The organism is Paenarthrobacter sp. DKR-5 (assembly GCF_018531425.1).
GTDB lineage: Bacteria > Actinomycetota > Actinomycetes > Actinomycetales > Micrococcaceae > DKR-5.
The window spans coordinates 58,154-71,820 of record NZ_JAHBOI010000005.1 but is presented as its reverse complement, the minus strand read 5'-3'; the positions used below and the strand labels follow the sequence as shown (position 1 = coordinate 71,820).

General features: G+C 68.4%; 12 protein-coding genes. 4 read left to right on the top strand and 8 right to left on the bottom strand.

Going from position 1 to position 13,667, the window contains the following annotated elements; translation table 11 throughout:
* Positions 1 to 80 precede the first annotated feature (80 nt).
* Positions 81 to 1,202: a phosphate ABC transporter substrate-binding protein PstS gene (pstS, locus tag KIH31_RS11850; RefSeq protein WP_214427348.1), complete on the bottom strand. Its 1,122-nt coding sequence runs from the start codon at positions 1,200 to 1,202 to the stop codon at positions 81 to 83.
* A 270-nt stretch (positions 1,203 to 1,472) separates the two neighbouring features.
* Between pstS and KIH31_RS11845 the strand changes: the two genes are divergently transcribed.
* The 3 genes from KIH31_RS11845 to disA all read left to right on the top strand — a co-directional run bounded on the left by KIH31_RS11845 (position 1,473) and on the right by disA (position 5,241).
* Complete coding sequence (locus KIH31_RS11845) at positions 1,473 to 2,603, top strand: aromatic acid exporter family protein (protein ID WP_214427347.1); 1,131 nt, start codon at positions 1,473 to 1,475, stop codon at positions 2,601 to 2,603.
* Between the two features lie 57 nt (positions 2,604 to 2,660).
* Positions 2,661 to 4,073 (top strand): DNA repair protein RadA, encoded by a 1,413-nt coding sequence (gene radA / locus KIH31_RS11840; protein WP_214427346.1) that lies wholly within the window; start codon positions 2,661 to 2,663, stop codon positions 4,071 to 4,073.
* A gap of 91 nt (positions 4,074 to 4,164) precedes the next feature.
* Positions 4,165 to 5,241 carry a DNA integrity scanning diadenylate cyclase DisA gene (disA, locus tag KIH31_RS11835; RefSeq protein ID WP_214427345.1) on the top strand — a complete coding sequence of 359 codons (1,077 nt, stop codon included), beginning with the start codon at positions 4,165 to 4,167 and terminating at the stop codon, positions 5,239 to 5,241.
* Positions 5,242 to 5,316: 75 nt separating this feature from the next.
* Here disA and KIH31_RS11830 read toward each other — a convergent pair whose 3' ends face one another.
* Positions 5,317 to 5,991, bottom strand: a complete 675-nt coding sequence (locus tag KIH31_RS11830) for a DUF4232 domain-containing protein (RefSeq protein ID WP_214427344.1) — start codon at positions 5,989 to 5,991, stop codon at positions 5,317 to 5,319.
* A gap of 99 nt (positions 5,992 to 6,090) precedes the next feature.
* On the opposite strand from KIH31_RS11830, the gene KIH31_RS11825 reads away from it, so the two are divergent.
* The gene (locus KIH31_RS11825) at positions 6,091 to 7,065 is read left to right on the top strand and encodes an A/G-specific adenine glycosylase (protein WP_307857650.1); all 975 of its coding nucleotides are present in this window, start codon (positions 6,091 to 6,093) and stop codon (positions 7,063 to 7,065) included.
* A 32-nt stretch (positions 7,066 to 7,097) separates the two neighbouring features.
* Here KIH31_RS11825 and dhaM read toward each other — a convergent pair whose 3' ends face one another.
* The 6 genes from dhaM to KIH31_RS11795 all read right to left on the bottom strand — a co-directional run bounded on the left by dhaM (position 7,098) and on the right by KIH31_RS11795 (position 13,374).
* Positions 7,098 to 7,817 (bottom strand): dihydroxyacetone kinase phosphoryl donor subunit DhaM, encoded by a 720-nt coding sequence (gene dhaM, locus KIH31_RS11820; protein ID WP_214427343.1) that lies wholly within the window; start codon positions 7,815 to 7,817, stop codon positions 7,098 to 7,100.
* Positions 7,814 to 8,449, bottom strand: coding sequence for a dihydroxyacetone kinase subunit DhaL (dhaL, locus tag KIH31_RS11815; protein ID WP_214427342.1), 636 nt, complete (start codon positions 8,447 to 8,449; stop codon positions 7,814 to 7,816). The genes dhaM and dhaL overlap by 4 nt, the downstream gene beginning before the upstream one ends.
* 2 nt (positions 8,450 to 8,451) lie before the next feature.
* Positions 8,452 to 9,453 (bottom strand): dihydroxyacetone kinase subunit DhaK, encoded by a 1,002-nt coding sequence (dhaK, locus tag KIH31_RS11810; protein WP_214427341.1) that lies wholly within the window; start codon positions 9,451 to 9,453, stop codon positions 8,452 to 8,454.
* 433 nt (positions 9,454 to 9,886) lie between these two features.
* On the bottom strand, positions 9,887 to 10,063 hold the full coding sequence (locus KIH31_RS11805; RefSeq protein WP_214427340.1) for a CsbD family protein: 177 nt from the start codon (positions 10,061 to 10,063) through the stop codon (positions 9,887 to 9,889).
* A gap of 165 nt (positions 10,064 to 10,228) precedes the next feature.
* Positions 10,229 to 10,738, bottom strand: coding sequence for an amino-acid N-acetyltransferase (locus KIH31_RS11800; protein ID WP_214427339.1), 510 nt, complete (start codon positions 10,736 to 10,738; stop codon positions 10,229 to 10,231).
* Positions 10,739 to 10,887: 149 nt separating this feature from the next.
* A complete protein-coding gene (locus tag KIH31_RS11795; RefSeq protein WP_214427338.1) occupies positions 10,888 to 13,374 on the bottom strand; it encodes an ATP-dependent Clp protease ATP-binding subunit in 2,487 nt (828 codons plus the stop codon).
* Between the last annotated feature and the right edge of the window lie 293 nt (positions 13,375 to 13,667).

The following is a 13,667-nucleotide window of genomic DNA, read 5'->3' as shown; positions in this document are numbered from 1 at the left end:
CCTGGACAATTCAGGGCCGCACGCCCAACGGCGTGCCCCGGCCGTGAGGCCGGAACACGCCGTCCGGAGTGAGGTGCTGGTTAGCTCTTGACCTTGATGGCCTCAACGGCAGCCAGGGCCTTCTGGGCCAGGCTCGAGGAAAGCGGCGCGCTCTTGGCGGAGCCGGCAGCAGCCTTCTGGCCCTCGTCGCTGAGCACGTACTTCTCCCAGCCCTTGACCAGGTCCGCGGTCGCCTGGTCCTTATAGGTGGTGCAGACCACGTGGTAGGACACGAGGACGATCGGGTAGGCCGACGGGTCAGTCGGGGTGCGGTTCAGGTCCAGCGCGAGGTCGTTCGCGGCGCGGCCGGCAGCCGGCTTGGACAGTTCCACGGCCTTGGCAGCCGCGTCGGCGGACAGCTTGACCCAGCTGCTGCCGACCTTGACCTTGGCCACGCCCAGGTCGCCGCCGACGGCGGAGTCATCCGCGTAGGCCAGTGCGCCTTCAGTGGCGGTGACGGTCTTTACGACGCCGGAAGTTCCTTTGGCGTTCTCGCCCGGCAGGGAGGAGGGCCAGGTCTGGGCGCCCTTGTCCTTCCAGACCGAGGGGGCGGCCTTGGCGAGGTAGTCGGTGAAGTTCTGCGTGGTGCCCGAGTCGTCGCTGCGGTGCACCGGGGTGATCTTCGTGGCCGGCAGCGTCACTCCGGGGTTGTCCGCGGCGATCGCCGGGTCGTTCCACGTGGTGATCTGGCCGCGGAACATCTTGGCGATGGTGTCCGGGGCGAGGTTGAGTTCCTTCACGCCGGAGAGCTTGAAGGTCACGGCGATCGGGGAGATGTAGACCGGCAGGTCGATCGCGCCGTCGGGCCCGCAGAGGGTCTTCGACTGGCTGATCTCTTCGGGCTTCATGGCGGCGTCGGATCCGGCGAACTGGGTGGCGCCGGAGAGGAACGCCTTGCGGCCTGCGCCGGAGCCGTCCGGGGAGTACTGCACGTTGACCTTGGGGTTGGCGGCGGTGAAGCCCGACTTCCAAGCGTCGATCGCGGCACCCTGGGCGCTGGAGCCCGTGCCGGTCAGGGTGCCGGTGAGGTTGCTGGATGCAGCAGATCCGCCGGCCGAAGGCGAGGTCCCGGTGGCGTTGTCAGAACCGCACGCGGACAGTGCCAGGGCACCGGCGGCAATGACGGCAACGGCCGCGGACCGGCCAAAGCTAAGAGCCTTCACGAAAATTTGCCCCTTTCAGGGAAGGACTTGGGAGTCGGCACCGACGGCGCCGTTCATCCTGTACGCGAACTTGTACATTGCTGACGCTAAGCGTCCCAAGTAAAGAGACTGGAGGCGCAAAGTGAACGGAGGGTTAACGGAAGCCGGACATTCGGAAACACCCGGGCCCGGCGTATTGCCTTTCGGGCCCGCGCGGACGTAAAACGTGGGCAGGTGTGTCTTCTGCCACGGACTCCGGGGACGGCTTCCGGCAGGCCCTAGACTGACCCCATGGTGTCCTCGTCCCCGGCCTACCGGCGCGCCGCACGTTTCCTGCGCCGGCGCACACGGACGGGGCTGAGGCGGAGCCGCAAATCGCTGGTTCCCGCGCTGCAGATGACCATCTGCGCGGTGGGCGCCTACGCCTTCGCGGAGTACATCCTGGGCCACGCCGGACCTCTTTTCGCTGCGACGTCGTCGCTGATTGCTCTTGGTTTTTCCCGGGACCCCCGGCTGCGGAGGGTGATCGAGGTCGGGGTGGGCTGCACCCTCGGCATCGCTGTCGGGGACTCCCTGCTGCACCTGTTCGGCACAGGCATCTGGCAGGCGGCACTGGTGCTGTTCCTTTCCATTATGCTCGCCCGCTTCCTGGACAGCGGCGTTATTTTTACCACCCAGCTGGCCCTCCAGTCCCTGCTGGTGGTGCTCCTGCCCGCGCCGGCAGGCGGCCCTTTCACGCGGAGCCTGGACGCCGTCATCGGTGGCTCCATGGCCATGCTGGTCACGATCCTGATGCCCCGTGACCCGCGGCGCGAGCCGCGCCAGGACGTACGCAAACTGCTGCACGAGCTCGCCGAGGTGCTCCGCGAATGCGCGGCGGCGCTGAGCTCGCACGATTCGACCGCCGCCTGGCACGCCCTCGTCCGGGCCCGCAACTGCCAGCCGCTTGTCGACTCCATGCGCACCTCGCTGCGAAGCTCCGGGGAGGTGGCAAGGATCTCCCCCGCCCACCGGCGCCACCGGGATGAGCTGCTCCGTTTGGAGCACTCGCTGGACTTCATCGACCTCGCGCTGCGCAACAGCAGGGTCTTCTCCCGCCGCCTCACCAGCGCGATCAACAACGCCGCCATCTCGGACGAAGCGGTGCTGGGCATCGCGACCGTGCTGGAAGAGACCGCCGACGCCGTGGACGAGCTCTCCCTGGGACTGGCGGATCCGGCGGACTCCTCCCGGGCCGTTCACCTGAGGCACGCCCGCCAGGACTTCGCAGCCATTGCCAACCGGCTGCACCCGAGGATGCTCGGCGTGCACCGGCTTGAGGGCGAAACGGTGGTCATGCTGTTCAGACCGCTCGTGGTGGACATGCTCGAGGCCACCGGGGTGGGCCATGATGAGGCCGCCGACTACCTGCCGGAGCTCTGAGGCGCGCCACAGACCAGCGGGCCGGTTCTGTCGGCCGTCGTCGTTAGGCTTGCGTTCATGAGTGCCAAAACCGCCCGCAGCAAGACGCCGGCCTACAAATGCGCCGAATGCGGCTGGACCACCGTGAAATGGGTGGGCCGCTGCGGCGAATGCCAGGCCTGGGGCACGGTCGAGGAGACCGGGGCGGTGACGGCGCGGACGACGGCCGCCGCGACCGTGGCAGTACCGGCGCAGCGCATTGCCGACGTCGACGCAACCACCGCCGCTTTCCTGCCGACCGGCGTCGACGAGCTCGACCGCGTCCTTGGCGGGGGCCTGGTCCCGGGCGCTGTCATCCTGCTGGCCGGCGAGCCGGGCGTCGGCAAGTCCACCCTGCTGCTGGACGTCGCCGCGAAGTTCGCGGGCACCGGCCGGGACGTGCTGTATGTGACCGGCGAGGAGTCGGCCGCCCAGGTCAAGCTCCGCGCTGAGCGCATCGGCGCGGTGGCCGACTCGCTCTACCTGACCGCCGAAACCGACCTGGGAACCGCGCTGGGGCAGGTCGAGAAGATCGAACCGGGCCTGCTGGTCGTGGACTCGGTGCAGACCCTGAGCAGCACCGCGGTGGAGGGCAGCGCCGGCGGCGTCACCCAGGTCCGGGAGGTGGCTGCGTCGCTGATCGCCGCCGCGAAGCGCCGCAACATGACCACGCTGCTGGTGGGGCACGTGACCAAAGACGGGTCCATTGCCGGCCCGCGGGTGCTCGAACACCTGGTGGACGTGGTCTGCCAGTTCGACGGCGAGCGCCACTCCCGCCTCCGCCTGGTGCGCGCAGTGAAGAACAGGTACGGGCCGACCGACGAGGTGGGCTGCTTCGACCTGAACGAGGACGGCATCATCGGCCTGGCCGACCCGAGCGGCCTGTTCGTCTCCCGCACGAAGACCCCTGTCTCGGGCACCTGCATCACTGTCACTCTCGAGGGCCGCCGCCCGCTGCTGGCCGAGGTCCAGTCGCTGCTGGCGGAAAGCCCGAACTCGCAGCCGCGCCGCGCCACCAGCGGCCTGGACAGTTCGCGCGTGGCGATGCTGCTGGCGGTGCTCCAGCAGCGTGCCGGCTGCCTGCTGCACAAGGACGACAGCTATGTGGCCACCGTGGGCGGGGTCAGGCTCAGCGAGCCGGCCACGGACCTCGCCGTCGCCCTCGCCGTGGCATCAGCGAAGGCCAAGGTGGCGCTGCCGCAGCGGCTGATCGCCTTCGGTGAGGTCGGACTGGCCGGCGAAGTAAGGCCGGTGCCAGGGATCAACCGCCGGATCCAGGAAGCGCACCGGCTCGGCTTCACGCACGCCGTCGTCCCGGCCAGCCCCAACGGCGCCGGGCCCGTTCCCGCGGGTTTCTCAGTGCGCGAGGTGGGTCATCTGGCGGAGGCACTGGACCTGCTGCTCACGGATGCCAAGCCCGAACGGGCGCTGCGATCGATACCGAACAGCTAGCCCTGTTTGTCAAGACGGCACACCAATCCCACTAGTATGGGCGTAGTGATCAGTGCTGGCGTGTCCGCCCGCACGCTGAAAGGGATTGACGATGGTTCGAACCCCTGAGGAGGCACTGAAGGCCACATTGGCCAAGGTGGCACCGGGGACTGCTTTGCGGGACGGTCTGGAACGTATTCTGCGCGGCCGCACGGGCGCGCTGATCGTGCTCGGCTCCGACAGGACGGTCGATTCGCTGTGTTCGGGCGGGTTTGAGATCGGCATTGAGTTCTCGCCCACCCGGCTGCGGGAGCTGGCCAAGATGGACGGCGCCATCGTCTGCGACAAGGACGCCTCCAACATCCTGCGCGCCGGCGTCCAGCTGGTGCCGGACCCGAGCATCGAGACCTCCGAATCGGGCACCCGCCACCGCACCGCGGAACGGGTCGCTAAACAAACCGGAGTCCCGGTGATTTCGGTGAGCCAGTCGATGCAGATCATCCAGCTGTATGTGGACGGCCTGCGGCACGTCCTCGAAGGCTCCGAACCCGTGCTCGCCCGCGCCAACCAGGCCTTGGCCACTCTTGAACGCTACCGTTCGCGCCTTGACCAGGTCAGCAGTTCGCTCTCGGCCCTGGAGATCGAGGCCATGGTGACGGTCCGTGACGTGGCCGTCACGCTGCAGCGCCAGGAAATGGTGCGCCGCATCTCCGAGGAAATCTCCCAGTACGTGCTCGAACTCGGCGTCGACGGCCGGCTGCTCTCGCTCCAGCTCGAAGAGCTCAGCGTGGGCCGCGGGCCCGGCAGCGACATGATCATCCGCGACTACGCGAACGCGTCGACGGACTCCGACGGCATCGACAAGGCAGTGCACTCCTTGATGCAGCTCGGCCCGGCGGAGCTGATCGACCTGTCCAGGATCGCCAACATCGTCGGCCTGACGTCGGGCCAGGATTCGCTGGAGGCCGTGGTCCAGCCGAGGGGCTACCGTTTGCTCTCCGGCCTGAAGGCGGTGCCGCGCGCCGTCGCGGACCGTCTGGTGGAGCACTTCGGCGGCCTGCAGAACCTGATGGCCGCGACCATCGATGACCTAATGACGGTGGACGGCATCGGCGAACAACGCGCCCGCACCGTGCGCGAAGGTCTCAGCCGGATCGCCGAGGCGAGCCTGCTGGACCGTTTCCTGTAACGGAGGGCTTCCTCCAACGGAGGGCCCGTCCAACCGAGGGCCCGTCCAACCTGGGGGTCCGTCCAACCCGGGGAATCAGCCGAGCTGGAAAACGGTCTTCGCGCTGGTCCGCGACCCGAGCTTGGTCACCAGCACGTAGGTCGCCCCGCCGGCCCCGGGCGAGGAGGTCGTCCGCTCACAGCCCGGAAGGGACCGGGTCCGGGTCCAGGGGAAGTTCGCTGTTTCGCTTTCCCCCGGCGCAAGCACCTTGATCAGGTCCTGGCTGGAGTCCTGGCAGTCCTTGGAGGAGAACACCCGGTCCCCGCCGCTGGTGACGAGGAACTCCATCTGGCTGGTGCCGAGGTTGACCTGGCACGGCTTGGTTCCGCGGTTGGCGACGGTCAGGCTGAACACCGGGTCCTGCCTGCCCTTGTAGACCGCCGCGTCGGTGGAAGCGGTGACGACCACCTTGCTTTGATCGCAGCCGGGGGTGCTCGACGGGGTGGGCGCCGCGGTCGCCTGCGTGGCGGCCGGAGACGGAGCGGAGGCGTCAGCGGCCGCCGCCGGGGCGGGCCCGGAAGAGCCGCCGAGGGCCGCTGCGATGGCAGAAACCCCGCCGACGAGACCGCCGAGGATCAGCAGCACCAGGGCGCCGAAGACGATACGGCGGCGCCGGTACACCTCCGGGCTGTGCCTCCGCTGCGGCTGCCTTGCCGGAGCTGCCGCACCTTTCTGCGAAGACGAACCCTGAGCGTTACCCTGCCTAGCCATGCTTCTAGGCTAGGCAACGGCGGGGCTGACGGCCCGGTGCCACGCCGCCGGGCCTGCCCGTTGGCGTGCACCGGCCCGGCTTCCCCTACAGTGGTGTGCATCGAAAATCTTCTTTCCGCCGACGCGCCGGCGCCTCGGGATGCCAGCACCGCCCGGCTGCACGAGCTCGTTCTGGACTGGTTCGCCGCCACGGCCCGTGACCTCCCCTGGCGCCGCGACGACTGCTCCGCCTGGGGAATCCTGGTCAGCGAGGTCATGCTCCAGCAGACCCCCGTCGTCCGTGTGCAGCCCGTATGGGAAGAGTGGATGCAGCGCTGGCCGACGCCTGCGGCTTTGGCGGCAGAACCCAGCGGCGAGGCGGTCCGGGCGTGGGGCCGGCTTGGCTATCCGCGCAGGGCCCTGCGGCTGCACGCTGCCGCCTCGGCGATCACCACCGGCCACGGCGGGCGTGTGCCCTCCTCCGTTGACGAGTTGCTCGCCCTGCCGGGGATCGGCACCTACACCGCGGCCGCCGTCGCCGCCTTCGCGTACGGCCGGCGCGAAGCGGTAGTGGACACCAACATCCGCCGCGTACACGCCCGGCTGGTCTCCGGCAGGGCCCTCCCCGCGCCGGCGCTCAGCGCAGCCGAACTGCGCCTCGCCGCCGGGATGCTGCCCGAAGCCGCAGCCGACTCCGTGCGCTGGAACGCCGGTGTCATGGAACTCGGCGCGCTCATCTGCACGGCACGCTCGCCCAAGTGCGGCCAGTGCCCGGTCGCCGCCGAGTGCGCGTGGCTCGCGGCAGGCGAGCCCGCTCCGGACTACAACCCGAAGGGCCAGGCCTGGCATGGCACCGACCGCCAAGTGCGCGGCGCCGTGATGGCGGTGCTGCGGGACGCCGAGCACCCGGTGCGGCGGGAGCTGTTCTTCGAAGCGCCGGTTGACCTTGGCTTCGAGCCCGGCTCGGTGTCGGCCCACCTCGCGGCCCTGCACGCGCTGAACGCCGAGCACTCCCAGCTTGAGCGTGCGCTGGCGGGACTGCTCGAGGACGGCCTGGCCGAGGCCGTTCCGGAGGGGCTGCGGCTGCCCCGCTGACCTGCCCGCGCACCCCGGCGGCTACAGCCCGCCTACAGCTCGCCGAAGCCGGCCTCCACCTCTCGCCGGATCAGGTCCACGGCCAGCCGGCGCTGCGGACCTGTCGCGCTCACCTCCAAGGTGCTGCCCTTGCCGGCGATCAGGGTCATCAGCAGCATGACGGACTTCCCGTCGACGCCGTTGATCGTCACCTCGGCATCGAGCGGGGTCAGGTTCTTGGCCAGCACGGCGGCGGGGCGGGCGTGCAGGCCCAGGTCGTTGATCAGGGTGAAGCTGCCGGTGGCCGCCGGAGCGCCCGCACCATATGGCTGGGGCGCCGCGTAGGGCTGGGCCGCCGCGGGCTCCCCAGCCGCCGCCGCTGTCCTTGCCAGCGCTGCTTCCGCGGCATCCCGGACGGCCTGGAGCGTGGCACCGGTCTGGGCGGCGACTGCCGCCGCCACGGCCCCCTCCACGAGCGGGGCGTCCGCCAGCAGGAGGCGCTCGGGCTCGGGGGCGAACTCCAGAGCGGTCTCCGCCGTCATCACCGCCGAACCGAGGTCCGCCAGCACCACGACGCCGTCGCCGCTGTCCGCCGAGGCCAGCGCGTCCTGGATCTTCTCCAGGCTGGTGCCGATCCCTGCCGTGCCGTCGGGCCCCGGACCGGTGCCGCCGGCGGGAGCGAGAACAACGTCCGGCGCCATTTGGGCAGCCAGTTCGACGACGCCTTCCGCCAGCTTGGCGCTGTGCGAGACGATCACGAGGCCGACCGTCATGCCTGCGCCACCGTGTCCGCGGCGGCCTGCAGGATCAGCGCCGTCGACACGGCGCCCGGGTCCCGGTGGCCGGCGCTGCGTTCCCCGAGGTAGCTCGCCCGCCCCTTCCGGGCGACCAGCGGATCAGTCGCGACGGCGCCGTCCTGGGCCGCCTTCGCTGCCGCCTCGAGGACCTGCAGCGGCGCGCTTCCGGCCTCGGCTGCGGCGCGCGCAGCGTCCACCGCAGGCGTCCAGGCGTCCACCATCGTCTTGTCCTGCAGCTCGGCTTTGCCGCGGGCCACGATTCCGTCCCTTGCGGCGGCAAGCGCTTCGGCCACCTGGCTGCCGTCCAGCTCGGACGCTTCCCCCAGCGCCGTCGCAGCCCGCAGAAAGGCCGTGCCGTAGAGCGGACCGGCCGCTCCGCCGACCTTGGACATCAGCGTCATGGCGGTCAGCTTCAGCGCCGCACCGGGCGTGGCCGGGGGCGCCTCGTCGAGTTTGGCCAGCAGGGCCTGGAAGCCCCGGTCCATGTTCTCCCCGTGGTCGCCGTCGCCGATGGCCCGGTCAAGATCGCAGAGGTAGGCGCGCTGGTCGGCCAGCACGGCCGCTGCCGCCCGCAGCCAGGACATTGCCCAGTCAGCGTCCAGACCCATGCTCAGATCCCCCATCGCAGGGCCGGCGTGTGCACGGGAGCATCCCACAGCTGGATCATTTCGTCATCGAGCCGCAGCACCGTGATGGAACAGCCCTGCATCTCGATGGCCGTGATGTAGTTGCCCACCAGCGAGCGCTCCACGGTGAAGCCCTTCTCCGCGAGCACCTTGGCCGCGCGGCGGTACACGATGTAGAGCTCGCTTAGCGGGGTGCCCCCCATGCCGTTGACGAACAGCAGCACCTTCTCGCCCTGATTGAGCGAGAGGTCGGTGAGGATGGCCTCGAGGAGCCTGTCGGTGATGCCGTCGGCATTCTCCATCGGGATCCGGTGCCGCCCCGGCTCCCCGTGGATGCCGATGCCGATTTCGATCTCGTCCTCGGCCAGCTCGAAGCTGGGCACGCCGGCGTGCGGAACGGTGCAGGCGGCCAGCGCCATGCCCATGCTGCGCACGTTCGCGTTGACCCTGCTCCCTATCGCGGCGACCGCGTCGAGGTTGTCCCCGCGGTCCGCCGCGGCTCCGGCGATCTTCTCCACCAGCACGGTGCCTCCCACGCCGCGCCGGCCGGCGGTGTAAAGCGAGTCCTCCACGGCGACGTCGTCGTTGACCAGGACAGTGCGGACCTCCACACCTTCGGCCTGTGCCATCTCCGCGGCGGTCTCGAAGTTCAGCACGTCACCTGTGTAGTTCTTCACGATGTGCACGACGCCCGCGCCGCCGTCCACTGCGAGGGTGGCGGGGATGATCTGGTCCGGCGTCGGCGAGGTGAAGACCGCTCCGGGAACAGCGGCGTCGAGCATTCCCTTTCCGACATAGCCGGCGTGCAGCGGTTCGTGGCCGCTTCCACCGCCGGATACGAGGCCGACCTTGCCCTTCACGGGGGCGTCCGCGCGCGTGATGAACAGCGGGTCGGTGTGGACGGTGACCAGGTCCCCGTAGGCAAGGCCGAAACCTTCGACCGATTCGTCGACAACTGCGCGGGGGTCATTGATGAGCTTCTTCACGGCGACTCTCCTTTAGCTGAAGGCGGCCATGCGCTATCGGATGAGACCGTCGATGGCCACTGGAATGAAACCCTACCGCCCGCGCTGCGCCATGGATAGCGTAGCCCGTTGCTCTTCCGGGGGCTGGGCCGGCGGCGGTTCCCCGTCCCGGCGGCCCAGGCCCCGGTGATGCCGCGTCACACCCCGGCGGCAACTTTTTACACGGCTGGGTCCCCCAATTGAACCCAGTCGCTTGTCAGTCCCGCATCCGCTGGATGCCGCGGCTCATGCGGGATCGCTCCCAGATTACGGTCCGGACACCTAAAATCCAATCGCTGGATAAAAGATGTCACCGATTCGTGACCTCGCGGCCCAGGGCCGCCCGCTGAGGGAATCCGGGCAGGAAAAAGGCGGGACCCGTTCGCTGATCCCGCCTCTTATCCTGCCGCCAGGACTAGTCCTTCCTGAACTCGTCCTTGACGTTTTCGCCCACCTGTTTGGCGTCGGCCGCTATTTGGTCCTTTTGCCCCTCGGTGGTCAGTCTTTCGTTGTCAGTAGCCTTGCCTGCGGCTTCCTTGAGCCGGCCCTCGGCATGCTGTGCGTCATTCCGAAGTCTGTCGTCAAGTCCCATAACCAGGCCCCGCTTCCGTCTCGGGCTTCGCACCGGCTTCCCGGCAGATTTGCTAAGCACCCTTATCGTAAGCATGCTGTGCTTCTCCTGCCAACCCCTTGGCCACCTGCTTGCGTGAAATGTGCCGGCCTGAAACAGGCACGGTTCACCTCAAAGCTGCACGGTTCAGAGGTAGCGGATCATCCGGGTGTTGCCCAACGTGTTCGGTTTGACGCGGGCCAGGTCGAGGAACTCCGCCACGCCCTCGTCATGCGAACGAAGCAGTTCCGAATAGACCTCGGGATCGATGGCACCCTGGTTCTCCATCACGTCGAAGCCGTGCCGTTTGAAGAAGTCGACCTCAAAGGTGAGGCAGAAGATCCGTTCGACGCCCAGGTTCCGGGCGTCCGCGATCAACTGTTCGACCAGGGCATGGCCGACGCCCCTGCCGCGCCAGTCGTCGGAGGTGGCCAGCGTGCGCACTTCGGCCAGGTCCTCCCACATGACGTGCAGCGCACCGCAGCCGATGATCTGACCGTCCTCTGCCTCGGCGATCCGGAACTCCTGGAGACTTTCGAAGTAGGCCACGGCCTCCTTCTCCAGCAGCACGCGGGCGTCGGCCAGGGGCCGGACGAGCCGCCGGATGTGCGCGACGTCGGACGTGCGGGCAGGACGGATGCGGAAGGATGCACTCACAGGCCCAGTCTAGGGGGCCTTGATCGCGGGTCGCGGACCCCGGGACCGAGCCGCACGGGATGGCAGAACGGACGAATGCCCCCGGATTTCCGGGGGCATTCGACCGTCGTTGCGTCGTCGGGCCGCGGGGCGGGCCTGCTTGCGTTGTGCTACTGAGCCGGTGCGATCTCCGGGATCTGCGGCTTGGCGGTTCCCTCGAAGGTGAACTTGGCGTTGTCGCCTTCACCCTCGACGTCGACCACCACGATCTCGCCGGCCTTCAGTTCGCCGAAGAGGATCTTCTCCGAGAGCTGATCCTCGATCTCGCGCTGGATGGTCCGGCGCAGCGGCCGGGCACCCATGGCGGGGTCGTAGCCGCGGGTCGCCAGGAGCACCTTGGCCGCGGGAGTGAGCTCGATGCCCATGTCCTTGTCCTTGAGGCGCTGCTCCAGGCGGGTGACCATCAGGTCGACGATCTCGATGATCTCGTCCTGCGTCAGCTGCGGGAACACCACGACGTCGTCAACACGGTTGAGGAACTCCGGACGGAAGTGCTGGCGCAGCTCCTCCGTCACGCGGGCCCTCATCCGGTTGTAGCCGGTCTGGGTGTCCGTGCCGGACTGGAAGCCGGTGGCCACGCTCTTGGAGATGTCGCGGGTGCCAAGGTTCGTGGTCATGATGATCACGGTGTTCTTGAAGTCCACGACGCGGCCCTGGCTGTCGGTCAGGCGTCCGTCTTCGAGGATCTGCAGCAGCGAGTTGAACAGGTCCGCATGGGCCTTTTCCACTTCGTCGAACAGCACCACGGAGAACGGGCGGCGGCGGACCTTCTCGGTGAGCTGGCCGCCCTCTTCGTAGCCGACGTAGCCGGGAGGGGCACCGAACAGCCGGGACACGGTGTGCTTTTCCGAGTACTCGGACATGTCCAGCGTGATCAAGGCGTCCTCTTCGCCGAAGAGGAACTCCGCGAGGGCCTTGGCCAGCTCGGTCTTGCCGACACCCGTGGGCCCGGCGAAGATGAACGAGCCGCCGGGACGCTTCGGGTCCTTCAGGCCGGCACGGGTGCGACGGATAGCCTGCGAGAGCGACTTGATCGCCTCGTCCTGGCCCACCACACGCTTGTGCAGTTCCTCTTCCATCTTCAGCAGGCGCGTGGACTCTTCCTCGGTCAGCTTGAAGACCGGAATGCCGGTCGAGTTCGCCAGCACCTCCGCGATGAGCTCCTCGTCAACCTCGGAGATGTCGTCCAGGCCGCCGGACTTCCACTTGCGTTCCTTTTCCGCACGCTCGGCAATGAGCTTCTGCTCCTTGTCGCGCATCGAGGCGGCGCCTTCGAAGTCCTGCGCGTCGATGGCGGATTCCTTCTGCCGCTTGATCTCGGCGATCCGCTCGTCGATCTCCTTCAGCTCCGGCGGCGCGGTCATCCGGCGGATGCGCAGCCGCGCCCCTGCCTCATCAATCAGGTCGATCGCCTTGTCCGGCAGGAACCTGTCGCTGATGTACCGCTCGGAAAGCTGGGCAGCGGAGGCCAGCGCGCCGTCGGTGATCGACACGCGGTGGTGTGCCTCGTAGCGGTCCCGCAGGCCCTTGAGGATCTCGATGGCGTGCGCCACCGACGGTTCCTTGACCTGGATCGGCTGGAACCGGCGCTCGAGGGCGGCGTCCTTCTCAATGTGCTTGCGGTACTCGTCCAGCGTGGTCGCGCCGATGGTCTGCAGTTCGCCGCGGGCCAGCATCGGCTTCAGGATCGACGCGGCGTCGATGGCACCCTCGGCCGCACCGGCGCCCACCAGCGTGTGGATCTCGTCGATGAACAGGATGATGTCCCCGCGGGTGCGGATCTCCTTCAGCACCTTCTTCAGGCGCTCTTCGAAGTCGCCGCGGTAGCGGGAGCCCGCCACCAGGGACCCGAGGTCGAGCGTGTAAAGCTGCTTGTCCTTGATGGTCTCGGGCACGTCGCCGCGCACGATCGCCTGCGCGAGGCCCTCGACGACGGCGGTCTTGCCGACGCCGGGCTCGCCGATCAGCACCGGGTTGTTCTTGGTACGGCGCGAGAGGACCTGCATGACGCGTTCCATCTCTTGCTCGCGGCCGATCACCGGGTCCAGCTTGTTCTCGCGCGCGGCCTGGGTCAGGTTGCGGCCGAACTGGTCGAGCACCACCGAACCGGCCGGCGTGCCCTCCTGGGCGTTGCTGCCGGTGGTCACCGGCTCCTTGCCCTGATACCCGGACAGCAGCTGGATGACCTGCTGGCGCACGCGGTTCAGGTCCGCCCCCAGCTTCACGAGGACCTGGGCGGCAACGCCCTCGCCCTCGCGGATCAGCCCGAGCAGGATGTGCTCGGTACCGATGTAGTTGTGGCCCAGCTGGAGCGCCTCCCGGAGCGAGAGCTCCAGGACCTTCTTGGCACGCGGGGTGAAGGGGATGTGTCCGCTCGGGGCCTGCTGGCCCTGGCCGATGATCTCCTGCACCTGCTCCCGCACACCATCAAGGGAAATGCTCAGGGATTCCAGGGCCTTCGCGGCAACGCCTTCACCCTCGTGGATGAGGCCGAGCAGGATGTGCTCGGTGCCGATGTAGTTGTGGTTGAGCATGCGTGCCTCTTCTTGGGCAAGCACGACGACTCGACGGGCACGGTCGGTAAATCTCTCGAACATTTCGCCACACTCCTAGCTACGACGTACTTTGATGCTACGTGGCGGACCGGGCCCGCGGTGGCTTGTTCGCCATAGGCGAGAACGGGTACCTGCGGCCTCCCCCGGCGAAACCCTGGTCGGAGCCCTCGGGAACCCTGGCGGGCTGGCAACGCGGGAACCCTGGCAGGCGGCAACGTGGGCAACCCGGACGTGCCGGATAGCAGGCCGGACCGGCGATAGGGAAATACTCCTATCGCCGGTCCGGTTTGCTATCCGATGTTTATGGCCGCGCTGGTTTGTCGCACGGATTGCAC

Bases quoted from the DNA above. Each gene is read 5' to 3' on its own strand.
- KIH31_RS11845 (WP_214427347.1), top strand. From the start codon at position 1,473: ATGGTGTCCTCGTCCCCGGCCTACCGGCGCGCCGCACGTTTCCTGCGC.
- radA (WP_214427346.1), top strand. From the start codon at position 2,661: ATGAGTGCCAAAACCGCCCGCAGCAAGACGCCGGCCTACAAATGCGCC.
- disA (WP_214427345.1), top strand. From the start codon at position 4,165: ATGGTTCGAACCCCTGAGGAGGCACTGAAGGCCACATTGGCCAAGGTG.
- KIH31_RS11830 (WP_214427344.1), bottom strand. From the start codon at position 5,991: ATGGCTAGGCAGGGTAACGCTCAGGGTTCGTCTTCGCAGAAAGGTGCG.
- dhaM (WP_214427343.1), bottom strand. From the start codon at position 7,817: ATGACGGTCGGCCTCGTGATCGTCTCGCACAGCGCCAAGCTGGCGGAA.
- dhaL (WP_214427342.1), bottom strand. From the start codon at position 8,449: ATGGGTCTGGACGCTGACTGGGCAATGTCCTGGCTGCGGGCGGCAGCG.
- KIH31_RS11805 (WP_214427340.1), bottom strand. From the start codon at position 10,063: ATGGGACTTGACGACAGACTTCGGAATGACGCACAGCATGCCGAGGGC.
- KIH31_RS11795 (WP_214427338.1), bottom strand. From the start codon at position 13,374: ATGTTCGAGAGATTTACCGACCGTGCCCGTCGAGTCGTCGTGCTTGCC.